Below are 24,924 nucleotides of genomic sequence, written 5' to 3'. Positions count from 1 at the left end.
CTCATACGGTGAAGACCGGCACAGGATTGCACCAGCGATCCTTGTATTCACGGTCGGCGCGACCGAAGGAAAAGCGCAGCGGCTTGTTCAATGCCCGAGCGTGTTCCCAGGCACTTTGCGTATTGAGAAAACTCAGGACGCTGCCAGGGCTGAATTCACGGGTTTCAGGGTCGACGCCGCCATTGATGTATTCGACGCTGATCCACTCCTGCGCTTCGACGCGGTACACCAATTGAATGGCAATCGGCGCGTCGTTGAGGAAGATCACCGAGCCGATCAACAGTTCGCGCAACAACTCTATGACATCGGCCATGCGTGCAGCGCCAGTGGCCGGGAAACCCCAGCGACGCTGGAACAGGTCGCAATAAATGGCGGCCAGTTCGGCACTGGAGAAATCGCTGACCGGCCGCACCACGCCGCCCGCTTCTTCCAGCAGACGCAGTTCACGGCGCTGGTTGTAGCGAAACTTCTTCGACAGTTCTTCGGGAGTTCGGGCCATGGCCAGTTGTTCGGTCTGCAACTTGAGGCCGCTGAAGCGGTTCTCGTTGAGCGCCGACAGGTAGCGCCCGCGATGGCGCAACGGTGCCTGGGCATCAGCGGCGGCCGGCAGGATCAGTTCGGCGTTGCCGAGATCGAACAGGCCTTTTTTTCCGTTGCGCTTGAGCACGTCCTTGGACAAGGCCAGGTCGCGGCCCCAGGTCGGGATCGCGGCTTTGAGTTCGCCCTGCTGTTCCCAGGCCAGATAGCGCACCGGGATGCTGGCCAGATCCGCCAGACGCTCGACGACCATGGGATGAGTCGCGACGCTGCCGCCGAAACGTTGCCAGGCCTGTGCATAAGTTGAGGCGTCAACGGGCGACCAGCCACGTTCGCGCCAGCCTTGAAATCGGTTGAGCATCAGCCCCTCGGTGCCAGATCGGTAACTTGCGGCAAATGCCAGAAGGTGTCGCGTACGGCGCGGTCGGAGAAGCGCTCACGCAGGCGATCGAACATCATCTCGGCGCACTGACGACGCTGCTGCTCGTCCATGCCGGCCAGATGTTTCAAGCCTTGGGCCAGATGCTCGGCATCGCCCAGCGGGAACAGAATGCCCACACCTTCGACCACTTCCTTCGCCCCGCCGCACGCAGTCGCCAACAACGGCACACCGGCGGCCATGGCCTCCAGCAGCACCATGCCGAACGGTTCGTGGTCGGAACTCAGGGCAAACACATCGAATGCGCGGAAGTAATTGCGCGCGTCCGGCACCTGGCCGAGGAACAGCACGCGATCACCGACGCCCAGCTCGCGGGCCTGCGCCTTGAGTTCATCCTCAAGCCGGCCCTTGCCAAGAATCACCAGTTGGCTGTTGGCTGGCAGACCGGGCAACGCCGCGGCAAAACCGTGCAGCAGCGTGGCCTGATCCTTGTCCGGGTGCAGCCGACCAACGTTGCCGACAATGAACGCATCCGCCGACAGACCGAGGGTCTCGCGGGCTTCACGGGCGGACACCTGGCTCATCTGCAACGCCGAGACATCGATGCGGTTGTAAAGGGTCTGGATGCGCGCCGCCGGCCATTTCGGCAGGCAACGACGCATGTCGTCGCGCACCGCATCGGACACGCCGAGCAGGCTCAGACGCTTGCGGAAAATGTGCGCAAACAGTTTGCGCGAACCGCGTTTGTAATCGCCAAACGCGTGGTGCACGCCAATCACCGGCAGCGAAGTGCCAAGCAAGGCGATGTAGATCGGCTTGAAGCGATGGGCGATGCAGAAACTGAAATTGCGTGAAGCGGCGATCTTGCGCAGATCGCCGATGGCGCCCAGCTTCAGGCCACGAATGGCCTTGGAGCTGTATTCCATGAACAACACTTCATCGGAGGCGCAGGCCGCGGCCACCTCGCTATCGGCCGCCCCGGTGAGAAAGACCGTGGTGACCCGATAACCGGTGCCCGCGAACAGGCTGGCGTACTGCCGCGCGCAGTCGAGGAACGGCCCGTCATAGCCGTGACAGAACTGCAGCACATGGCGTTCAGCCGAGCGTGTCATAAGCGTTTGCGCCTTCTTTGACCACCAGGATGTCTTCCATGATCAGGTACTGCAGATCCGAGCCGAAGAACATGTTCAGGGCGTCGGTCGGCGAGCAGATCATCGGTTCACCACGGCGGTTGAGCGAGGTGTTCAGGGACACGCCGTTGCCGGTCAGCACTTCCAGCGCCTTCATCATGTCGTAGTAGCGCGGGTTGTATTCGCGCTTGAGCACCTGGGCCCGGGACGTGCCGTCTTCGTGGACGACTTCCGGCACGCGGGTCTTCCACTCTTCAGCCACTTCGAAGGTGAAGGTCATGAACGGCGCCGGGTGATCGATCTTGATCATCTGTGGCGCAACGGTGTCGAGCATCGACGGGCAGAAAGGCCTCCAGCGCTCGCGGAACTTGATCTGGTGGTTGATCCGGTCAGCCACGCCAGCCACGCTCGGGCAGCCGATGATCGAACGACCACCCAGTGCACGCGGACCGAACTCCATGCGGCCCTGGAACCAGGCCACCGGGTTGCCATCGACCATGATCTTGGCGATCTGCTCCGGCATGTTGTCGAGCTTGCGCCAGGTCGGCTTGTTCTCGTGACGGGCACACGCGGCGATCACGTCTTCGTTGCTGTACGACGGGCCGAGGTAGACGTGCTCCATCTTCTCGACCGGAACGCCACGGGCGTTCGACACATAGGCCGCTGCGCCGACTGCGGTGCCGGCATCGCCGGATGCAGGCTGCACGAACAGTTCCTTGACGTCGTCGCGGGCGATGATTTTCTGGTTGAGCTTGACGTTCAACGCACAGCCGCCGGCGTAGGCCAGTTTGCCGGTTTCCTTGAGCACGTCGCCCAGGTAGTAGTCGATCATCTGCAGCGCGATTTTTTCGAACAGCGCCTGAATGCTGGCGGCGTAGTGGATGTACGGCTCGTCGGCGATGTCGCCTTCGCGCTTCGGACCCAGCCACTCGATCAGCTTCGGCGAGAAGTAGTAACCCTTGCCCTTCTCTTTATAGCGACGCAGGCCGATCACGTTGGCGTAGTCGGTGTTGATCACCAGCTCGCCGTTCTCGAACGAGGCCAGACGCGAGAAATCGTATTTGCTGGCGTCGCCGTACGGCGCCATGCCCATGACCTTGAATTCGCCATCGAGCATGTCGAAACCGAGGAACTCGGTGATCGCGCCGTACAGGCCGCCGAGGGAATCCGGATCGAAGAATTCCTTGATCTTGTGGATCTTGCCGTTTTCGCCGTAACCGAAGAAGGTCGTGGCGTACTCGCCCTTGCCGTCGATGCCGAGGATCGCGGTTTTCTCTTTGAAACCCGAGCAGTGGTAGGCGCTGGAAGCGTGGGCCAGGTGGTGTTCAACCGGCTCGATCTTGATTTTCTTCGGGTCGAAGCCCAGTTGCTCCAGGCACCAGACGATCTTGTTGCGATAGCGCTTGTAGCGACGGTTGCCCATCAGGATCGCGTCGAGTGCGCGATCCGGGGCGTACCAGTAACGCTTGGCGTACTGCCAGCGAGCCTTGCCGAAAATGCTGATCGGGGCGAACGGAATCGCGACCACGTCAACGTCGGACGGCTTGATGCCTGCCTGCTCCAGGCAGAACTTCGCCGATTCGTAGGGCATGCGGTTCTTTGCATGTTTATCGCGTACGAAGCGCTCTTCCTCAGCCGCCGCGACCAGCTTGCCGTCGATGTACAAGGCTGCTGAAGGATCATGGCTAAGGGCGCCGGACAGGCCAAGAATCGTCAATGCCACAGGGGTCTAGCCTCTTTAGTCTGCATTCAGGCGCGATGCGCCTTGAAAAATGATGTGCCCTCGCACCGGGCGAGAGACAGCTAAAGGGCGGGATTATAGCTTAAAAGCGCCGACAAACCTCTAGCGGAACTGGCCGGCCGGTGCGTTGACACTCGAGTGGCATCGACATAGACTCCACCACAAATGGACTGGGAGATCCCGGTCGGCGCTAATGCCTCGGTGAGATCATCGGGGCTTTTCGCTTTCTGGGGATGGGAAAATCTTCAAACCCCAATTCTCGAAACCCTCTCCAACTTTGCTCCGCCCCCCGCTGCAATAGAACTTGCGCTTGAGCACGGCAAAAGCACGGTTTCCCTGACCCGCCCTCAACACGCTCATGCCAATGGGCCTCGCAACAAGATCGGCTAGCTGCAGGCCGGTGGAATTCACCTGTTTGGTTGCAAAAGCGATGTCAAACGGCAGTTGAATACCCCATCGATTCGCCCCACCACACATCCTGCGAAACTCCAACTCAAGCTCGTTATCCTCTCGCTTTCCTCGGCGCTCGAAAATTACGTGCGTCAGTGCCCCTTGTTGATTCTTCTCCTGCAAAAACTCATAGAGCGTTTCCAGACAAAAGCCGAGAGCGAGGTGATAAGGATTGTGTCCCGTGCCTTGTTTTTCACGAAGGGAAGCCTTGTCTACGACGCAACTGATCAGAACGAAGTTGCTGGCTTCAATGATGCAAGTCAGCTCCTCAAGAACAGCATTTTTGTGCTCTCTGGACATGAAGAGGCCAGAAAACGCTCCTTTTTCTTTACGAATTTCGAGCTCATGCAGACCGATCAGATCGTGACCCATGTGTGCAAACTTGAATTTCTGTAGAGCAGGAATGACTTTCTCGCAGTAATGCCTCTTATGAAAGACACAAAACGCGAGCACGAAGACCGGATAGTTGGGATCCAGTGTCTGCATCCCATGATCACCGCTCTCATCGACATAAACGATGGCATCGCTGTATTCACTGGTTGGGGGCAAGGTAATTACCCCCGGCCTGGCCGCCAATAAACACTGATATTCCCGTCCACTGCCTGACGATAGATCGTATACGGCAAAAACGCCGTGTCGAAGACGCCGGACAGGGTCAGGTCGAGCAGGACGACCGGTACCAGAATGCCGGTAGGATCAGGCGGCGCGTGCAGCAGGCAAAAATCGTGGGCGAGCCCGCTGTAGATGCGCGGGATCGACTGACAGTAGGTCTTCTGTTTGCGCAGGCCGCGCGTGGCGGCTTCATCGTCCTGCAACACCGTGACGGCGGTGCCGCAGCCGGTCAGTGCCAGGAAAAATGCGCCGATAGTGATAGCGTTTTTGATGGTCAAGATTTGCCCTCCGGGAACGTCGGGGCAAACTAGCATCGGGGCTTTGCGGGGGGCAGTTCATGGGTTCTGGCAAGGCCGTAGGACAAGTCACAAGGATTTGTCGCTACAACCCTCACCCGATTTCAACTGCAGAAATGTCTTACGCGCTGGCGAAAATAATCACGCAGTGCCTGCTACATCCTTGGGCAAACGCTGATCCATCACCCGATACAGCGCACTGGTTTCAGGCCAGTTACGCATGAACCGCGCGCGATCCCGGGCATAGGCCGGGGCGAAGCTGCCCACCGAGCCGTGCTGGCACATCGAGTCCAGATCGATCAGTGCCCAGCGATCTTCCTGCCAGAACAGGTTATGACCCTTGAAGTCGCCATGGCTGATGCGTTCGGCGATCAACCGTGCAAACAGCTGATCCAGCGCCTGCAGCTCGGCTTCCGGTGCCTCGCCGCTTTCGACGTACGGCGCAAAGCGCTCGATGATGTCCGGCCCGGCCAGGTGCTCGGTGATCAGATAGGCCTTGCTGCGCAGCCAGAAAAACCGGGTTTCCAGCACCGCCAGCGGTTTTGGCGTGGCAATGCCGAGGAACGCCAGGCGATTGCCTTCGCGCCAGGAATGCCAGGCGCGGCTTGGACGCCAGAAGCGCTTGAGCCAATGGGCAAAATTCTTGATGTTGTAACGCTTGATCACCAGAGGACGCCCGGCAACCTCGACCTTGCCGACACTGGCCGCGCCGCCGGTCTTGTACAGATGGCCCTGATCGAGCAAGGCATCGGCCTGCTCCAGCACCGGCAGCATGGCGGGCTCTTCCTCTCGGCGAATCGACCGCAGACCGAACGCGCCGCGCTTGACGCTGAACAGCGTGCACTCACGACCGACCTTGATCAGGTAATCCTTCAAGCGCCAGGCGCGGACCTTGTCGATCTGCTTTTGCAGGGCTTCCAGCGGCAGCGCGTGCTCGCTGTTGCTCAGCAGGTAATACACCAGCAATTCTTCGGTGAACGGCTCGAGCGACTTGGGCAATTGGGCGAAGAACACCCCGAGGTTTTCCAGCACTTTCTGCCGGGACAACGGCTGGCCGGCGTTTTCCGCACAGATACCCGCGCCGTCGATCAGATAGAGCTGGCCGCCATGGCGCAACAGATTGTCCAGGTGCAGATCTTCCTGCCACAGGCCTTTGCCGTGCAATTGACCGATGGCGCCGAGCGCTTCGGCCAGCACCGCCGATTGTTCGTCGGCCAGCACCGGCAAGGATTCGACCTTGTTCCAGGCATCGCCGAGGCTTTCGGCGCCTTCGAGGAACTCGAACAGCAGCCAGCCTCCTTCGCCGTCCTTCAAGCCATCGGCCAGCAGCAACGGCGTGGTCATGCCCTGGGCGGCGAGCAGCTTCACGCCCTCCAGTTCACGCTGAAAGTGCCGCGCAGCCTTGTTGCCGACCAGCAATTTGGCCAGCACCGGACGCCCGCGCCACACACCGGCACCGACGTAACGCTGCCCCGGCAGTACCCGCAACAGACTGAGCAACTGCAAATCGGCAGCGCCCGCCGCATCGGCCAGCGAAACCGTCAGCGGCAGACTCGGCGTGCGCCCGGCATTTTTCAGGTCGGACAGCTGCATCAGCGGGTCTCCTTGCGACTGCGCCGCGCGGTCAGCCGCGTGACCCAGCTATCGACCAGCGAACTGTCCGTCGATTGATCGAGATACGCCGCCAGCAGCTCACGCAATTGCGCCTCGCTCCACTCCGGCGCACGGCGCAGCAGCGGCTCCAGGTCCTTGACCCGGTCACGCATACCGAACAGCAACGGGCGGGTCTTTTCCAGATCGATCAACTGCGCCTGATAGCCGTCGCCTACGGCGCGCAGGAAAATGTGCTTGGGATAGAAGCAGCCGTGCACCTGGCGCATGCCGTGCAGATGGCGCGCCAACAGGCCGCAAGACTTGAGAATCGCCGATTGCTGCGCGGCATCGAGATCGGACCAGCGCTGCAGCAGCGAATCGAGATCGTCCCAGCCGTCCAGCGCCCGGGTCAGCAGGATCGCACGGACTTCGCCGTTGACCTTGCGCTCACCGAAGAACGCCGCCTGCAACGCCGGAATACCCAGCTTGTTGTAGCGACTGATGTTGCGAAATTCCCGGGCGAACGTCGGCTCGCCAAACGGGGCGTGCAAGGTGCGGGTCAGGTAATTGCACTGGCGCTTGAGGTAATAGGCATGCCCTTCCAGCTCCAGACGAAACACGCTGCTCCAGCCGCCGCCATCGGTGTTGGGCTCATCCACGGCGTCGAGCTGCTTGGACCACAGCGCATCGAATGTGCCGAGACCGTGGCGCTCCAGCAGCGCACGGTCTTCAGCGGCCAGAAAATCAGTCATTCGCGTCCCTCGAAAAATCTCACCACGTGGCGAATCCGTTGCTTGTCGGCGGCATTCAGCCGATCACGTCCACGGTATTGCAGGTAGAAGCGCAGGCGCTGGGTGTTCGACAGGTGATACTTGGCCACCTTGTCGAGACAGGCCAGATCCTTGGTGATCCGGTACTTGAGCCAGAAACCGCGCCAGAAATCGCCGTTCGGGCAGTCGATCAGAAACAACTGCGCCTGATCGTCGATCAGCAGATTGCGCCACTTCAGATCGTTATGGGTGAAGCGGTGGTCGTGCATGACACGCGTATAAGCAGCCAGTTGCCGGCTGACGCCGTCGACCCAGGCACGATCCTTGAGCTTGGGATCGTTGCGCTCGGCCAGCGCCGACAAGTCTTCGGTGCGCGGCAGTTCACGGGTGATCATCGCCCCGCGATCGTAGGCCATGCCGTTGCGTTCAAGACCCCACGCCACCACTTCGGCGGTGGGAATGCCCCACTTGGCGAAGCGCTTGAGGTTCTGCCATTCCATCTTTACCCGGGGCTTGCCCAGATAACGACGCAGGCCCTTGCCGGCCCCGGTGTAGCGCTTGACGTAATAGTTGACGCCGTTGAGCTGCACGCGAATGACTTCGGACAATGGATCGCGGGTCAGGCGCTCGCCCTGAAGGGCAAATACCGCTTCGAGGCTACCGAAATACTGCGCAAGTTCACGGTACTCAGGCTCCAGATTCCAACCCGCCATCAGAGCGCATCCCCGTAACGTTGCTTGCGCGCGTAGAGCTTGTTGGCCTTGCCTTCGAGCCAGCTCAGCAACGGCGCTTCTTCGGCCAGGATCTGGCGCAGCGGTTGCTGGAAGTAGCCCTTGAGGAAGCGCAACTTGTCGCGTCGGGTCAGGCCGATGTCCAGTGCGGAAAAGTACAGCGCCGCCAGATCCTTGTTGCGCCAGCGCTGGGTGATCGCCGGGCGGGTCTGGGCACGGTGCAGGTCGATCACCGAGAGCTTGAAGTCTTCGGGAGTCACCGGTTTGTCAGTGTGCAGCAGGAAGTGGCAGATGTAGCAGTCGCGGTGGTTGACCCCGGCGCGGTGCATCATGCCGGTCATGCGCGCGACTTCGGCGATCAGCGCCCGCTTGAGTTTCGGCTGCGGCGGCTGCTTGACCCAGTCGATGCTGAAGTCTTCAAGGCTGATGGTCGGCGCCAGCTCTTCGGTGACGATGAACGAATGCTGATCCGCCGGGTTGCTGCCCTTCTCGCCGTACGCGACGGCGGTCATGGTCGGCACGCCGACTTCCTGCAAGCGTTGAATGGCTTTCCATTCCTGGCCCGCGCCGAGCACCGGCAGCTTGGCGGTCAGCAGGTTCTTGAAGATCTCGCCCCAACCGATACCCCGGTGGATCTTGACGAAAAAGCCATTGCCGTCGACTTCCGTGCGCAACGTCCGGCGGGCTTCCAGCTCGCGGTACACCTCGCCCTGCAAGCCTTCGACTTCCACGAACGCATCGCGGCCAGCCCACAGGCTCTTGAACGGTTCAGCCAGCATCAACTTCATTTAAGCGTGCTCCGCCAGAATCACATCGGCCGCGTGCTGCGGCATGCTGTAGAGGTCGGCCGTCTCGGCGAAGGCCAGACCGTTGCGGCTCCAGGCCGCCCGTGCAGCGTCGTCGTTCAACATGTCAGTCAGGTATTGCGTCAGTTGCGCCTGATCGAACGGTTCATCCAGCACTCGCCCGGCATCGGCCTCGGCGATGTAATGGGCATAACCGCAGACGGCGCTGACCAGCACCGGCAACCCGGCGACCAGCGCTTCAAGCAGCACCGTACCAGTGTTTTCGTTGTACGCCGGGTGGATCAACAGATCGGCACCGAGCAGGAAACGCGGGATATCGCTGCGTCCCTTGAGGAACGTCACGTTGTCGCCCAGGCCCAGCGTCGCACTCTGCATCTGGAACAATTTGGGGTCATCCTGGCCGATTACAAACAGCCGGGTGCGTTTCTTCAGCTCGGCAGGCAATGCGGCCAGCGCTTTCAGGCTGCGATCGACGCCCTTGGTCTTGAACCCGGAACCGATCTGCACCAGCAGCAGTTCGTCGTCCTTCAGATTGAATTCGGCGCGGAAACCGGCGCGAATCTGGTCGGCATCCGCAGGGCGTCGACGATCCTGGGCGATGCCCGGCGGCAGCAGGTGGAAGCGCTCCAGCGGCGTGTCGTAATGCTTGATGAACAGCGGCTGCTGCACTTCGGAAATCATCAGCACTTCGGTCTTCGCGTCTTTGGCGAACACTGCGCGCTCGTACTCGGCGAAGTGGCGGTAGCGGCCCCAGCGGCGGTACAGCGAATTGCGCAGGTTCTGCGCCTTGTCTTCGAAGCAACCGTCGGCGGCGTAGTAGACGTCCAGCCCCGGCATCTTGTTGAAGCCGATCAAGCGATCCACCGGGCGCTTGGCCAGGTCCGCCTCCATCCACGCGCTGAGCTTTTCGTTGCGGCGGTGATTGAAGAACGCCTTGACCGGCGCCACCAGCACTTCGAAACCGGGCGGCACATCGCCTTCCCAGATCAGGGTGTAGACGCGGATCTGGTGTCCGCGCTTCTGGCATTCGAGGGCGATGCGCATGAAGTCGCGCTGCAAACCGCCGAACGGGAAATATTTGTACAGGACAAAAGCCAATTGCATCAGCGCAGCTCCTCAGCCATCAACAACGTGCTCAGTCGGCTGGCAACACGCTCGGGATTCAGACGCGTGAAGCACAGGGGCCACTCGCGTTTCAGGTCAAACTGACGGGCATCCTGCGCGGTCGGTTGATACGTACATTTCTTTTGCAGGCACGGCGCGCACGGGAAATCGCTGCCGAGGTGAATCTGCAGCTTGCCGTAGGCGCCGGTCAGGCCTGGATTGGTCGGGCCGAACAGGGAAATCGTCGGCACGTCCAGTGCCGCGGCCAGATGGCCGAGACCGGTGTCCACCGCGACGCAGGCCTGGGCGCCGGCCAGCACTTTGCCGACCCCGGCCAGGTTCAGCTTCGGCAGCACTTCGGCGTGCTTGAAACCGGCGGCGATGCGCTCGGCCCGGGCCTTCTCCAGCGGGTTGCCCCACGGTAGTTTGATCCCGACGCCGAGGTAGCCGACCCGTTCGGTCAGCTCGCGCCAATAGGCTTCCGGCCAGTGCTTGGTGTCCCAGGTGGTGCCGTGGAGGAACACCACGTAAGCATTTTTACGTGGCAGTTCGACCAGACGCTCGACGTTGAGGCCGTAATCGCCCAGGCCTTTGGGCAAGTCATAACCCAGTGCGATGGCGAACAACTGGCGCACGCGCTCGACGGCATGCTGCCCACGGGCCACCGCCAGTTTGCGGTCATAAAAGCGCGCAGCGATCGGCTCGCGGGCCGAGCCCTTGTCGAGACCGGCCACCGGGGCTTTGACGTAGCGGGTCAGCCAGGCGCTTTTCAGCAGGCCCTGAGCGTCGATCACCAAGTCATATTTGTTCACCCGAACGGATTGCTTGAAGCGCTTCCATTCGCCGCTGCTGATGGTTTTCCAGATGTTTTTGCGCCAGCGGCGGATCGCCACCGGAATCACTTTGCCTACGGCCGGGTGCCAGGTCGGAATCTCGGCGAAACCTTCTTCCACCACCCAGTCGAACTTGATCCCGGGAATGGCCCGGGCGGCGTCGGTCAGCGCCGGCAACGCGTGAATCACGTCGCCCAGCGATGAAGTCTTGATCAGCAATACCCGCAAGTTAATGAACCTCGACCACAGAGCCCTGCAAACGCTGCAAGGCATCGTTGACCGCGTCCGGCATCAGCTGGCGCAGGCAGTTGTAATGGCCGAAACGGCAAGTGCGGTCGAAGCAAGGGCTGCAATCAAGGCCCAGACGGACGATTTCCACATGCTCGGCCAGCGGTGGGGTGAAACCCGGCGAGGTCGAACCGTAGACCGCCACCAACGGGCGATTCAGCGCAGCGGCCACGTGCATCAGGCCGGAATCGTTGGAGACCACCGAATCGGCGCAGGACATCAGGTCGATGGCCTCGGCCAGCGAAGTGCCGCCGCTGAGGTTCACGGATTCTTCACGCAGGCCCGGAATCAGCCGCGCGCGAATATCTTCGCCGACCGCGTGATCGTTCTTCGAACCGAACAGCCAGACCTGCCAGCCTTCGCGAATCCGCGCCTCGGCGACCTTGGCGTAATGCTCGGACGGCCAGCGCTTGGCTTCGCCGAATTCGGCGCCGGGGCACAACACCAGCACCGGGCGATCGAGGGTCAGACCGAACTTGGCCAATGCGGCCTCGCGGGTCACCGGATCGATCTGCAGGCTCGGACGCGGATAAGGTTTCGGCAGCTCGGCGTTCGGCTCGTAGGCCAGCGCCATGAACCGCTCGATCATCAGGGGATAACGTTCTTTATCCAGCGTGCGCACGTCATTGAGCAGGCCGTAGCGGAATTCGCCGCGCCAGCCGGTGCGTTTCGGGATGCCGGCGAAGAACGGCACCAGTGCCGACTTCAACGAATTCGGCAGCAGGATCGCCTGGTCGTACTGGCCGGCCAGGGATTTGCCGATCCGCCGACGGGTCGCCAGCTCCAGCGCGCCGTGGCCGAGCGGGAAGCTCAAGGCCTTGCGCACTTCGGGCATGCGTTCGAGGATCGGCCGGCTCCACTCGGGGGCCAGCACGTCGATTTCGCACTGCGGGTGGCGTTGCTTGAGACACTGAAACAGTGTCTGCGCCATCACCATGTCACCGACCCAACTGGGCCCAACGATCAGAATATTCATGTGGTTTCCATAAACGAACCGGGGAGGCTTTACGCCTCCCCGTCTCGAGAATCAGCTTAGCCCCAGCTCACGCCAGATCCGCATCACCTGCCGCCGTTCGTCCGCGAACTGATCGCCCGGTATCACCCCGGCGTCCTTCTGCAATGCCTGCCGGTGGGCGGCGGAACGATAGGCCTTGTAGGCCTCGCGCAACAGGCTGGCGTCTTCGGCAGGCATCAGCCCTTCGTGCTCCAGCTCTTCCAGAATGCGGATATTGTCCGTCCAGCGCAGCAACGGCGGGTGGGTTTGCGACCACGCCAGAGCCGCGTATTGCACCATAAATTCAATATCGACGATACCTCCGGCGTCCTGCTTGAGGTCGAACGGCGCCGTGGCCTCGAAGGCATTCGCCCCGGTACCGGCGACGGTGCTCTTGCTGCCGAGGTTGTCGCGCATCTTGGCGCGCATCTCGCTCACTTCCTGTTGCAGTTTCGCCAGATCCCGCACCTTGCCCAGCACCTGGGCCCGGACGTTCTCGAAGGCCTGGCCGACATCCTTGCTGCCCACCAGCACCCGCGCCCGCACCAGCGCCTGATGTTCCCAGGTCCAGGCTTCGTTTTCCTGATAGCGCGCAAACGCGCCGAGCGAACTGACCAACAGCCCGGATGCTCCGGAAGGACGCAGGCGCATGTCCACTTCGTACAACTGACCGGAGTTGGTCTGCGCCGTCAGCAAGTGAATGATCCGCTGGCCGAGCCGGGTGAAGAACTGCGTGCCATCGATCGGTTTCGGGCCATCGGTTTCAGCCTGTTGGTCGCCATCGTGGATAAACACCAGATCCAGATCCGAACCATGCCCCAACTCGATCCCGCCGACTTTCCCATAACCGACAATGATGAAGCCGGGATCGCACAACGTGCCGTCGGTGCGCAGCGGCGTGCCGTACTTGGCCACGGTCTGGCGCCAGGCCAGGGCCAGCACTTGCTCAAGAATCGCTTCGGCCAGCCAGGTCAGGTAATCGCTGACTTTCATCAACGGCAGGCTGCCGGCGATTTCCGACGCGGCGACGCGCAAGCGGTGCGCCAGCTTGAAATGGCGCAGGGCTTCCATCTGTTGTTCGAGGTCGTCTTCCGGGATCCGGGTCAGGCGCTCGCGCAACTCGGCGGCCAGTTCCGGCGCCAGCGGCGGCTTGAACAACCGGCCTTCATTGAGCAGTTCATCGAGCAGCAGCGGGAAACGGGTAATCTGCTCGGCGATCCACGGGCTGGCGGCGCACAGCGTCAGCAAACGCCGCAGCGCGCCGGGGTTTTCCGTCAGCAGCACCAGATAAGCCGAGCGCCGGGCCACCGCTTCGACCAGCGGCAGAACCCGCTCCAGCACCAGATCGGGATTTTCATGCTCCACCGCCTGAGCCAGCAGACGCGGAATAAAGGCATCGAGACGTTCGCGCCCCAGACGCTGCATCGCCCGCAACTGCGGGCTGGCACGCAGGCTCGCCAGTGCCTTCAAGGCCTTGGTCGCATCGGCGAAACCGCCCTCCTCCAGCTGGCGACAGGCCGCTTCTTCGTCCTGAGCTTCTTCCCACAGTGGCAGCCATTCACCGCCAACCACCACTTCACTCTCGGCGCCTTCGTCCTCATCGGGATCGGCGATCACTTGCGCAAAGTGCCAGGCCACGCGGCCGCGCCAGAACATCAGCTTCTCGTGGAACGCCTCCCAGTCGGCAAAACCGAGCATGAACGCGATACGCGCCTGATCCTGAACGCTGTCCGGCAGCATCTGAGTCTGGCGGTCGGCAATCGCCTGGATCGCGTGTTCGGTGTAACGCAAAAATTCGTAACCTTCGCGCAGTTCGCTGATCACCGCCGGCGGCAGATAGCCCTGCCCTTCAAGCGTGCTCAACACCTTTAATAGAGGACGCTGTTGCAGACTCAGGTCGCGACCGCCGTGAATCAGTTGAAAGGCCTGGGCAATGAACTCGACTTCACGGATACCGCCGGAGCCCAATTTGATGTTGTCGGCCATGCCCTTGCGCCGCACTTCCTGCTGGATCAGCTGCTTCATGGTGCGCAGCGCTTCGATCGCCGAGAAGTCCAGATAGCGCCGGTAAACGAACGGTCGCAGCATTTCCTGCAACTGCTCGCCCGCCACCTGATCGCCGGCCACCACCCGCGACTTGATCATCGCGTAGCGTTCCCAGTCGCGGCCCTGATCCTGGTAATACTGCTCCAGCGCATTGAAGCTCAGCACCAGCGCGCCGGACGAACCGTAAGGGCGCAGGCGCATGTCGACACGGAACACGAAACCGTCGACGGTGATCGGGTCGAGGGCCTTGATCAGGCGCTGGCCGAGGCGGATGAAGAATTCCTGGTTATCCAGCGGGCGCTTCACGCCGACGGTTTCGCCGCCCTCGGGGTAGGCGAAGATCAGGTCGATGTCCGAGGACAGATTCAGCTCGACCGCGCCGAGCTTGCCCATGCCGAGAATGACCATCTGCTGCGGTTCGCCGCTGCGCCGGCCGGTCGGCGTGCCGAACTGGTCGCAATGGCGGCGATACAACCATTGATAGGCTTGATCGATGCTGGCGTCGGCCATGTCCGAGAGGTCGCGGCAGGTCTGCACCAGATCGGCCTGGCGGTTGAGATCGCGCCAGATGATCCGCACTTGATGCCGGGTGCGCTGACGACGCAGGGCTCGCCCGAGTTCATCTTCGGTCTGCGCGGTGCTGACCGCAGCCGCAATCTGCCCGCACAACTCGCCGGGGGCGAACGGCCGGTCCAGCTCGCCGGACTGCACCAGCGACAACAACATCAAAGGGTCACGAACGCTCTGTTCAATGACGAAATCGCTGGCGGCGCTGACGCGGGCGAACTGCGCCCAGCGTTCCGGCGCCCAGGACGAGAAGCCGTGATCGTCTTCCAGTTGACCGACGGCCGCACGGAACGACTGCTCCGATCGGCTGACCAACGGCAGGAGAATGGCGGGCAGTTCGGCAAGCGCGGGCAGGGTCATGGTCTATCCTTGATCGGCGTGTAAATGGCCGCTTGTAGTGATGATTGAAAAACCGCTACGCGAAGGACTGTCGAACAAAAGTGAGAAATAGCTGAAATTTCTTTTTCTTTGGCAGCCAGCATCAAACTTTCACCTTTTTCGGATGGCTAAAGACCAACCTTAACGATTATTCTCACAACGCAGTCGGAGGCCACAAGCCTTTCATCTGTAGTTTTACTACTCGTCTATACATTCGAAAGGCTGAAATGCCGGATGATTTGTAGTAAAACTACACGCCGCCGGAACAACCTGTCGGCAATCCAAGAATTTTAAATCGTCTGCCCACAAGGCCAGTCGCAAACTCAGGCAACCGATTCTGGAAGCCTTTCCGCCCTGGAGCAAGCCATGCAAGACCTCGATCCCGTCGAAACCCAGGAATGGCTGGACGCCCTGGAATCGGTTCTCGACAAAGAAGGCGAAGACCGTGCTCACTATCTGATGACCCGTATGGGTGAACTGGCGACCCGCAGCGGTTCGCAGCTCCCTTACGCCATCACCACGCCTTACCGCAACACGATCCCCGTTACCCACGAAGCACGCATGCCTGGCGACCTGTTCATGGAACGCCGCATTCGCTCGCTGGTACGCTGGAACGCGATGGCCATGGTAATGCGTACGAACCTGAAAGATTCTGACCTGGGTGGTCACATCTCCAGCTTCGCTTCCAGTGCGACCCTGTACGACATCGGCTTCAACTACTTCTTCCAGGCCCCGACCGACGAACACGGCGGCGACCTGATCTACTTCCAGGGCCACACCTCGCCAGGCGTTTACGCCCGTGCATTCATGGAAGGCCGCATCACCGAAGACCAGATGAACAACTTCCGCCAGGAAGTCGACGGTCAGGGCCTGTCGTCCTACCCGCACCCTTGGCTGATGCCTGACTTCTGGCAGTTCCCGACCGTTTCGATGGGTCTGGGCCCGATCCAGGCGATCTACCAGGCTCGCTTCATGAAGTACCTGGAACACCGTGGTTTCATTCAGCCGGGCAAACAGAAAGTCTGGTGCTTCCTGGGCGACGGCGAGTGCGACGAGCCGGAATCCCTGGGCGCGATCTCCCTGGCCGGCCGCGAGAAGCTGGACAACCTGATCTTCGTCATCAACTGCAACCTGCAGCGCCTCGACGGCCCGGTTCGCGGCAACGGCAAGATCATCCAGGAACTCGAAGGCGTGTTCCGCGGTGCTCAGTGGAACGTGACCAAAGTCATCTGGGGCCGTTTCTGGGACCCACTGCTGGCCAAAGACGTCGACGGCATCCTGCAACGTCGCATGGACGAAGTCATCGACGGCGAGTACCAGAACTACAAAGCCAAAGACGGCGCGTTCGTGCGTGAACACTTCTTCAACACGCCAGAACTCAAGGCGATGGTTGCTGATCTGTCCGACGACGAGATCTGGAAACTCAACCGTGGCGGCCACGACCCGTACAAGGTCTACGCCGCGTATCACGAAGCGGTCAACCACAAAGAACAACCGACCGTCATCCTGGCCAAGACCATCAAGGGTTACGGTACCGGTGCGGGCGAAGCGAAGAACACCGCGCACAACACCAAGAAAGTCGACGTCGACAGCCTGAAGCTGTTCCGCGACCGCTTCGACATTCCGGTGAAAGACGAAGAGCTGGAAAACCTGCCGTTCTTCAAGCCTGAGCCAAACAGCGCCGAAGCCCGTTACCTGGCCGAGCGTCGCTCTGCACTGGGCGGTTTCGTGCCTCAGCGTCGCGCACAGAGCTTCAGCGTACCGACTCCGGATCTGGACACCCTCAAGGCGATCCTCGACGGTTCCGGCGACCGTGAAATTTCCACCACCATGGCGTTCGTGCGGATCCTCGCGCAACTGGTCAAGGACAAGGAAATCGGCCCGCGCATCGTTCCGATCATCCCGGACGAAGCCCGTACCTTCGGTATGGAAGGCATGTTCCGTCAGCTGGGCATCTACTCGTCCGTCGGCCAGCTCTACGAGCCAGTCGATAAAGACCAGGTGATGTTCTACAAGGAAGACCAGAAAGGTCAGATCCTTGAAGAAGGCATCAACGAAGCAGGCGCCATGAGCTCCTTCATCGCCGCCGGTACTTCGTACTCCAGCCACAACCAGCCAATGCTGCCGTTCTACATCTTCTACTCGATGTTCGGCTTCCAGCGTATCGGCGATCTGGCCTGGGCCGCCGGCGACAGCCGCACCCGTGGTTTCCTGATCGGCGGCACCGCCGGCCGTACCACCCTGAACGGTGAAGGCCTGCAGCACGAAGACGGTCACAGCCACCTGCTGGCTGCCACCATCCCGAACTGCCGCACCTACGATCCGACCTACGGCTACGAGCTGGCGGTGATCATTCAGGACGGCATGAAGAAGATGACCGAAGAGCAACAGGACATCTTCTATTACATCACCGTGATGAACGAGTCCTACCAGCAGCCAGCCATGCCGGCCGGTGCCGAAGAAGGCATCAAGAAAGGCATGTACCTGCTGGAAGAAGACACCCGCGAAGCGGCGCACCACGTACAGCTGATGGGCTCCGGCACCATCCTGCGCGAAGTCCGTGAAGCGGCGAAGATCCTGCGTGAAGAGTTCAACGTCGGTGCCGACGTGTGGAGCGTCACCAGCTTCAACGAACTGCGTCGCGACGGCCTGGCCGTAGAGCGCAGCAACCGTCTGAAACCTGGCCAGAAGCCTCAGCGCAGCTATGTCGAAGAGTGCCTGAGCGGCCGTAAAGGTCCGGTCATCGCGTCTACCGACTACATGAAACTGTTCGCCGAGCAGATCCGTCAGTGGGTACCGTCCAAGGAATTCAAAGTCCTGGGCACCGACGGTTTCGGCCGCAGCGACAGCCGCAAGAAACTGCGTCATTTCTTCGAAGTCGACCGTCATTTCGTGGTGTTGGCAGCCCTGGAAGCACTGGCTGACCGTGGTGATATCGAACCTAAAGTCGTGGCCGAGGCCATTACCAAGTTCGGCATCGACCCGGAAAAACGCAACCCACTGGACTGCTGAGGAGAAACTCTGTGAGCGAACTCATTCGCGTACCTGACATCGGCAGCGGTGAAGGTGAAGTAATCGAACTGTTTGTGAAGGTCGGCGACCGTATCGAAGCCGACCAGAGCATCCTGACTCTGGAATCGGACAAGGCCAGCATGGAAGTGCCGGCCCCGAAGGCTGGCGTCATCAAGAGCCTGAAAGTGAAGCTGGGCGATCGCCTGAAAGAAGGCGACGAACTGCTGGAGCTGGAAGTCGAGGGCGCCGCGCAAGCGGCCCCTGCTCCGGCTGCTGCGCCTGCCGCCAAGGCCGAAGCTGCACCGGCCGCTGCTCCTGCACCGGCTGCGCCAGCCGCAGCTCCGGCTGCCGCTTCGGTTCAGCAAGTGCACGTGCCGGACATCGGTTCGTCGGGCAAGGCCCAGATCATCGAGATCCAGGTCAAGGTCGGCGACACCGTCGAGGCTGATCAGTCGCTGATCACCCTGGAATCCGACAAGGCGAGCATGGAAATCCCTTCGCCTGCCGCTGGCGTGGTCAAGGCCATCAGCGTCAAGTTGAACGACGAAGTCGGCACCGGCGACCTGATTCTGGATCTGGAAGTGGCGGGTGCTGCGGCCCCTGCTGCAGCCGCTCCGGCCCAGGCTGCTGCTCCAGCCGCTGCCGCTGCACCAGCACCGGCCGCCGCGCCAGCTGCACCGGTTGCCGACAGCGTTCAGGACATCCACGTTCCGGACATCGGTTCGGCCGGCAAGGCCAAGATCATCGAAGTGCTGGTCAAGGCTGGCGACAGCGTTGAAGCCGACCAGTCGCTGATCACTCTGGAATCCGACAAGGCGAGCATGGAAATCCCGTCGCCTGCCGCTGGCGTGGTGGAAAGCGTTTCCATCAAGCTGGACGACGAAGTCGGCACCGGCGACCTGATCCTCAAGCTGAAAGTCAAAGGCGCCGCTCCGGCTGCAGCCCCGGCTCCAGCTGCCGCTGCTGCTCCGAGCGCTCCGGCGCCGGCCGCTGCTGCTCCGGCGGCCGCTGCACCTGCTGCTGCCGCTCCGGTTGCCGCTCCAGCCAAGCCTGGTGCGAAAGTTCACGCCGGCCCTGCCGTGCGTCAACTGGCTCGCGAGTTCGGCGTCGAGCTGAGCGCTGTCGGTGCCAGCGGTCCGCACGGTCGCATCCTGAAAGAAGACGTGCAGGTTTACGTCAAAGCCATGATGCAAAAGGCCAAGGAAGCGCCGGCCGCTGCCGCTGGCGCCACCGGTGGCGCGGGCATCCCGCCGATTCCGGTCGTCGACTTCAGCCGTTTCGGCGAAATCGAAGAAGTGCCGATGACCCGCCTGATGCAGGTCGGCGCCGCCAACCTGCACCGCAGCTGGCTGAACGTGCCGCACGTAACGCAATTCGACTCGGCGGATATCACCGAGCTGGAAGCGTTCCGCACCGCACAGAAAGCTGTCGCAGAGAAGGCCGGCGTCAAGCTGACCATTCTGCCGCTGCTGCTCAAGTCCTGCGCGCACCTGCTCAAGGAACTGCCGGACTTCAACAGCTCGCTGGCACCAAGCGGCAAGGCGATCATCCGCAAGAAATACGTGAACATCGGCTTCGCCGTGGACACCCCGGATGGCCTGCTGGTACCGGTCATCAAGAACGTCGACCAGAAGAGCCTGCTTCAACTGGCCGCCGAGGCCGCTTCCCTGGCTGAAAAAGCCCGGACCAAGAAGCTCTCGTCGGACGAGATGCAAGGCGCCTGCTTCACCATTTCCAGCCTCGGCCACATTGGCGGTACCGGCTTCACGCCGATCGTCAACGCGCCGGAAGTGGCGATCCTCGGTGTTTCCAAGGCAACCATCCAGCCCGTCTGGGACGGCAAAGCCTTCCAGCCGAAACTGATGCTGCCACTGTCGCTGTCCTACGATCACCGTGTGATCAACGGCGCCGCTGCTGCACGCTTCACCAAGCGTCTGAGCGACCTGCTGGCGGACATCCGCACCATCCTGCTGTAAAGCGCTCGGCCCTCCGGCAACGGAGGGCCGACCGTGTCCCACGTTTTCGAGCGCCACACGCTCGTACCTCAACCCCGTCAGTTTGGCGGGGCTTTTTTTTGCCTGAAATAACTACCGCCCGAACTTTTCCCACAACTTGTGCTGATATAGGCCACGACTTGAGTCCACTACCTGTCGATATTTTTCAGCAACAGGCAACTAACCTTGATGTATTAAAGTTGCACCAACAAAGCGTGGCAACTTTGTTCATCACCAACATTTATTCGAATGGATTCGAACATGCTGAAACCTACTGTCGGCCCGATCGTTGGCCACACAACAACTAATCAGGCGCGAATCTTTATTCGCGGCGGACTGCAACATAACGCTGCCGTATTTGCCGGCATTCGCTATCGGATATTGGATACGAAACAATGGCAGACTGGCCAGTTTGTAAAACTTGATTCAACTCGCGACATGACTGAAGTACTGGTGCTCGATCATTTGCAAGCCGACACCGACTACGAATACCAGACCGGCTGGTTCAGCCCGATGAGCCCCGTCCACACCATTCACAGCGTGGCGGAGTTGCCGCTGCAATGGCCAAGGGAGACGTATCGCCTGCGCACCCGCAGCCATCAGCCTTTACAGCCGCGCGCCTACATCCTCGGCTCCTGCCGCTATCTGCGCATGACCGCCGGCATCCCGGTGCTTCCGCATCTGGGCGATCGGATCTTCGCGTCCATCAGCCAGTTGATCGAGGGCGCACAACCGACGATCAGCGCGATCATGATGTGCGGTGATCAGATCTACGCAGACGATTTGAACCTGTTCGCCCCGGATCGCGACTATGACGATTTCATTGCAAAGTACCGTGCGGCGTTTTCCCTGCCTAATATTCGACGACTGATGTCGGAGACTTCGACTTACATGATTCTTGATGATCATGAAATAGAAGATAACTGGCCCATGAACGCCAACGAGCCCGATGAAAGTCTCTATCGCAACGCAATGGCGGCTTACGATATTTATCAAGCGAGTCATAGTCCAATCTGCTCGATAACAACTAACGGCACAATCGACCGCACTTCACTGAAGCACTACTGGTATCAATTCAGCGACGGCGATATCGAATGGTTTGTGACGGACAGTCGAACTCGCCGCAACTTGTCGAACGACAACCGCCGCATCCTCGACGAAGAACAGGAACAGGCCTTGTGCAAGTGGCTGGTCGAAAGCCCGGCGCGGGTCAAGTTCGTAGTCACCAGCGTCATGTTCTACCCCGACCGCAAAATGAACGGCGATGATGCCTGGGCGGGCTTCCCCGAACAGCGCCTGCGCCTGCTGGAAATCATTCGCCGGCATCGGCTCAGGAACGTCGTGTTCATTTCCGGCGATGTGCATGGCTCGCTGACCAGTCGCCTGAGCCACAGCGAAGACCCGGACTTTGAGGTGCACACCGTCGTGTCCTCGCCGCTGAGTAACAGCAAACTGCTGCCCTACGCCACCACCGCGACTTTTACGCTCGACCAGCCGCTGGCGCAGACCGAGGCAGGTGAATACCGGCATTCGCTGACCAGCCAGGTCATCAGCCAGGACAACTTTGCGCACATGGTGGTCGAGGCAGGACGGATCCAGGTCAACTATCACGACCGCGATGGCCGGCACCTGCAATCCATCGATATCCCGTTGCGATGAATCCAGCGGCACGACCGTTCCGGATGCCGAAAGGCTCTGGAACGGGCATCTCCGCGCTTGATCGCATTAGTTTCCGGCCAGTGCTGGAGAAATGTTCACTGCAGCCGACATATTCTTATAGCACTTGGCCTTCATGTCTCTTGTCAGTCGGTGCCGCAATGATGCAACCTTGCCGCAGGCAACAGTAAAGAGGGCGAGAGCCCGGCGCGTTCAGCAAATTTCCAAGCGAGTTCCCTTCATGAAGAGCCAACCCGATGCCGCCAGCCGTATGGTGGCCGAGGTAGTGACGCAGTTGCCTGTGCCCTCGCGGCTCGGCATGCTGCGTTTCGAGCGCCTGAATGAAGCCAGCTGGGCGATGCTGTTTCTCGATCCCAACTGCGAACGCCAGTTCGGCCAGCCCGCCGTCGAACTCTGCGCCCTGGTCGGCTCGCCCTACGCCAGCCTGATGGAACCCGAAGCGCGCTATCAGCTGCACGACGCGATCCAGCAACAACTTGGCGAAAGCCCCCATTATCTGGTGCGCTACACCCTGCACACCGCCGCCGGCGTACTGAGCATTCTTGAACTGGGTGAAGCCTACAAACAGCACAACCGCCACTTGCTGCGCGGTTACTTGCTGGCGGTCGACGATGTGTTTGACGAGGCGCCAGCGCTGCCGTCCGTCGACCTTGAGACCCAGAACTCGCGCCTGCAAATCGCCCTCGAGCTCAATCAGCGCGCCCAGCAAGAACAGTTGCAACATCTGGAGCGGGTGCGCGCCCAGCAGGATCTGATCCTGTTGCTGGCTCGCCAGCGCTACAGCAGCCAGAACTCCCTGCAAGAAGCCGCCGAACTGATCACCCGCTGCGCCTGCGATATCTACGAAATCGACTGCGCCAGCCTGTGGAACCTTGAAGGCCAGAAGCTGGTGCCGATCTCGGCGTACCACCGCGCCACTCAGGAATACATTCTGCCGGAGGTGATCGACGTCAGCGGCTTCCCCGATTACATGGACGCGCTGCACGGCAGCCGCGCCATCGACGCGCACAACGCGATGCGCGACCCGCGTACCCGGGAGATGGCCGAGGCCCTGCGCCCGCGTGACGTCAACGCCATGCTCGACGCCAGCATCCGCGTCGACGGCCAGGTGGTCGGCGTGTTGTGCCTGGAGCAGACCGGCGTCACCCGCGCCTGGCAGTCCGACGAAATCGCCTTTGCCGGCGAGCTGGCCGACCAGTTCGCCCAGGTCATCAACAACCACAACCGCCGCACCGCCACCAGCGCCCTGCACCTGTTCCAGCGCGCGGTCGAACAAAGCGCCAACGCCTTTTTGCTGGTCAATTGCGACGGTGTGGTCGAGTACGTCAACCCGAGCTTCACCGCGATCACCCAGTACACCACCGAGGAAGTCCACGGCCAGCGCCTGTCGGAACTGCCGGCCCTGGAAAACCTCAGCGAGCTGTTGTTCGACGCGCCCTCGGCGCTGGCCAAGAGCAACAGCTGGCAGGGCGAATTCAAGAGCCGCCGCAAGAACCTCGAACCCTACTGGGGCCAGTTGTCGATCTCCAAGGTCTACGGCGACAACCGTGAGCTGACGCACTACATCGGCATCTACGAAGACATCACCCAGACCAAACTGGCGCAGCAGCGCATCGAGCGCCTGGCCTACACCGACAACCTGACCAACCTCGGCAACCGGCCTGCATTTATCCGCAATCTGGATGAACGCTTCGCCCGAGATAGCGATACCCCGATCAGCCTGCTGCTGGTAGACATCGATAACTTCAAGCGGATCAACGACAGCCTCGGCCACCAGACCGGCGACAAACTGTTGATCAGTCTGGCCCGGCGCCTGCGCAACAGCCTGAGCCCGAGCGGCAGCCTGGCGCGGTTCGCCAGTAATGAATTCGCGGTGTTGCTCGACAACACCGACCTCGAAGCCGGCCAACAGATCGCCAGCCAGCTGCTGATGACCCTCGACAAACCGATGTTCGTCGACAACCAGTTGATCAGCGTCACCGGCTCCGTGGGCCTGGCTTGCGCGCCGCTGCACGGCCGCGACCCGCAGACCCTGATGCGCAACGCCGGTCTGGCCCTGCACAAGGCCAAGGCCAACGGCAAACATCAGGTGCAGGTGTTCACCGAAGCGCTGAATGCCGAGGCCAGCTACAAACTGTTCGTCGAAAACAACCTGCGCCGCGCCCTGACCCAGAACGAGCTGGACGTGTTCTACCAGCCGAAGCTGTGCCTGCGCAGCGGTCGCCTGCTCGGCATGGAAGCGCTGCTGCGCTGGAATCACCCGGAGCGCGGCATGATCCGCCCGGACCAGTTCATCAGCGTCGCCGAGGAAACCGGCCTGATCATTCCGATCGGCAAGTGGATCGCCCGCCAGGCCTGCCGCATGAGCAAGGCGCTGACCGCCGCCGGCATGGGCAATTTGCAAGTGGCGATCAACCTGTCGCCCAAGCAGTTCTCCGACCCGGATCTGGTGGCCTCGATCGCCAACATCCTCAAGGAAGAAGCGCTGCCGGCCAATCTGCTGGAACTGGAGCTGACCGAAGGCCTGCTGCTGGAAGCCACAGAAGACACTCACTTGCAGCTCGACCAGCTCAAGCGTCTGGGCCTGACCCTGGCCATGGACGACTTCGGCACCGGTTACTCGTCGCTCAGCTACCTGAAAAAATTCCCGATCGACATCATCAAGATCGATCGCAGCTTCATCCATGAAATCCCGGACAACCAGGACGACATGGAAATCACCTCCGCCGTGATCGCCATGGCTCACAACCTGAAACTCAAGGTCGTGGCCGAAGGCATCGAGACCGCCGAGCAGCTGGCGTTCCTGCGCCGGCACCGCTGCGACGTTGGCCAGGGCTACCTGTTCGACCGGCCGATTCCGGGCGCCGAGCTGATCCAGGCGCTCAAGCGCTACCCGCGCGGCCCGCTCTGTCTGTAACCCACAAGGCACTATCCTCACATTTTGCCTGGTGATTAACCGGGCATCATTGGGCACACTGGCGGTCAG

The 24,924-nt window shown here is 61.1% G+C and carries 18 protein-coding genes; 4 read left to right on the top strand and 14 right to left on the bottom strand.

Annotated features, from left to right (window positions below; all coding sequences use genetic code 11):
• Window position 1: 1 nt before the first annotated feature.
• The 14 genes from KJY40_RS03375 to KJY40_RS29585 all read right to left on the bottom strand — a co-directional run bounded on the left by KJY40_RS03375 (window position 2) and on the right by KJY40_RS29585 (window position 15,359).
• Window positions 2-898, bottom strand: a complete 897-nt coding sequence (locus KJY40_RS03375) for an antimicrobial resistance protein Mig-14 (RefSeq protein ID WP_230734988.1) — start codon at window positions 896-898, stop codon at window positions 2-4.
• Complete coding sequence (locus KJY40_RS03370; protein ID WP_192563260.1) at window positions 898-2,028, bottom strand: glycosyltransferase; 1,131 nt, start codon at window positions 2,026-2,028, stop codon at window positions 898-900. Before KJY40_RS03370 ends, KJY40_RS03375 begins: the two co-directional genes overlap by 1 nt.
• Window positions 2,012-3,769, bottom strand: a complete 1,758-nt coding sequence (locus tag KJY40_RS03365) for a carbamoyltransferase family protein (RefSeq protein WP_007952261.1) — start codon at window positions 3,767-3,769, stop codon at window positions 2,012-2,014. Before KJY40_RS03365 ends, KJY40_RS03370 begins: the two co-directional genes overlap by 17 nt.
• Window positions 3,770-3,994: 225 nt before the next feature.
• Window positions 3,995-4,786, bottom strand: coding sequence for a DUF3800 domain-containing protein (locus tag KJY40_RS03360; protein WP_230734985.1), 792 nt, complete (start codon window positions 4,784-4,786; stop codon window positions 3,995-3,997).
• Between the two features lie 5 nt (window positions 4,787-4,791).
• Window positions 4,792-5,127 (bottom strand): YceK/YidQ family lipoprotein, encoded by a 336-nt coding sequence (locus KJY40_RS03355; RefSeq protein ID WP_230734983.1) that lies wholly within the window; start codon window positions 5,125-5,127, stop codon window positions 4,792-4,794.
• Window positions 5,128-5,286: 159 nt separating this feature from the next.
• Entirely contained in the window at window positions 5,287-6,738 is a 1,452-nt protein-coding gene (locus tag KJY40_RS03350; protein WP_230734981.1) for a lipopolysaccharide kinase InaA family protein, read from the bottom strand.
• Window positions 6,738-7,490, bottom strand: a complete 753-nt coding sequence (locus KJY40_RS03345) for a lipopolysaccharide kinase InaA family protein (protein ID WP_230734979.1) — start codon at window positions 7,488-7,490, stop codon at window positions 6,738-6,740. Before KJY40_RS03345 ends, KJY40_RS03350 begins: the two co-directional genes overlap by 1 nt.
• The gene (locus KJY40_RS03340; RefSeq protein WP_230734977.1) at window positions 7,487-8,221 is read right to left on the bottom strand and encodes a lipopolysaccharide kinase InaA family protein; all 735 of its coding nucleotides are present in this window, start codon (window positions 8,219-8,221) and stop codon (window positions 7,487-7,489) included. The genes KJY40_RS03345 and KJY40_RS03340 overlap by 4 nt, the downstream gene beginning before the upstream one ends.
• Entirely contained in the window at window positions 8,221-9,027 is an 807-nt protein-coding gene (rfaP, locus tag KJY40_RS03335) for a lipopolysaccharide core heptose(I) kinase RfaP (RefSeq protein ID WP_085608461.1), read from the bottom strand. The genes KJY40_RS03340 and rfaP overlap by 1 nt, the downstream gene beginning before the upstream one ends.
• Entirely contained in the window at window positions 9,028-10,149 is a 1,122-nt protein-coding gene (locus tag KJY40_RS03330; protein ID WP_085685321.1) for a glycosyltransferase family 4 protein, read from the bottom strand.
• Window positions 10,149-11,210, bottom strand: coding sequence for a lipopolysaccharide heptosyltransferase I (gene waaC, locus KJY40_RS03325; protein ID WP_230734974.1), 1,062 nt, complete (start codon window positions 11,208-11,210; stop codon window positions 10,149-10,151). The genes KJY40_RS03330 and waaC overlap by 1 nt, the downstream gene beginning before the upstream one ends.
• A gap of 1 nt (window position 11,211) precedes the next feature.
• A complete protein-coding gene (gene waaF / locus KJY40_RS03320; protein ID WP_039766536.1) occupies window positions 11,212-12,246 on the bottom strand; it encodes a lipopolysaccharide heptosyltransferase II in 1,035 nt (344 codons plus the stop codon).
• Between the two features lie 51 nt (window positions 12,247-12,297).
• Window positions 12,298-15,237 carry a bifunctional [glutamate--ammonia ligase]-adenylyl-L-tyrosine phosphorylase/[glutamate--ammonia-ligase] adenylyltransferase gene (glnE, locus tag KJY40_RS03315; RefSeq protein WP_230734972.1) on the bottom strand — a complete coding sequence of 980 codons (2,940 nt, stop codon included), beginning with the start codon at window positions 15,235-15,237 and terminating at the stop codon, window positions 12,298-12,300.
• Window positions 15,234-15,359 (bottom strand): hypothetical protein, encoded by a 126-nt coding sequence (locus KJY40_RS29585; RefSeq protein WP_255261909.1) that lies wholly within the window; start codon window positions 15,357-15,359, stop codon window positions 15,234-15,236. The genes glnE and KJY40_RS29585 overlap by 4 nt, the downstream gene beginning before the upstream one ends.
• Window positions 15,360-15,621: 262 nt before the next feature.
• Between KJY40_RS29585 and aceE the strand changes: the two genes are divergently transcribed.
• From aceE to KJY40_RS03295, 4 genes are all read left to right on the top strand, one after another.
• A complete protein-coding gene (gene aceE, locus KJY40_RS03310) occupies window positions 15,622-18,267 on the top strand; it encodes a pyruvate dehydrogenase (acetyl-transferring), homodimeric type (protein ID WP_230734970.1) in 2,646 nt (881 codons plus the stop codon).
• A gap of 11 nt (window positions 18,268-18,278) precedes the next feature.
• Entirely contained in the window at window positions 18,279-20,243 is a 1,965-nt protein-coding gene (gene aceF, locus KJY40_RS03305) for a dihydrolipoyllysine-residue acetyltransferase (RefSeq protein ID WP_085608458.1), read from the top strand.
• A 279-nt stretch (window positions 20,244-20,522) separates the two neighbouring features.
• Window positions 20,523-21,920, top strand: a complete 1,398-nt coding sequence (locus tag KJY40_RS03300; protein WP_230734968.1) for an alkaline phosphatase D family protein — start codon at window positions 20,523-20,525, stop codon at window positions 21,918-21,920.
• Window positions 21,921-22,158: 238 nt separating this feature from the next.
• On the top strand, window positions 22,159-24,855 hold the full coding sequence (locus KJY40_RS03295) for a putative bifunctional diguanylate cyclase/phosphodiesterase (RefSeq protein ID WP_230734966.1): 2,697 nt from the start codon (window positions 22,159-22,161) through the stop codon (window positions 24,853-24,855).
• Window positions 24,856-24,924 lie beyond the last annotated feature (69 nt).

The sequence above is a fragment of the Pseudomonas fitomaticsae genome (assembly GCF_021018765.1).
GTDB lineage: Bacteria > Pseudomonadota > Gammaproteobacteria > Pseudomonadales > Pseudomonadaceae > Aquipseudomonas > Aquipseudomonas fitomaticsae.
This window is presented reverse-complemented; position numbering and strand designations above follow the sequence as displayed.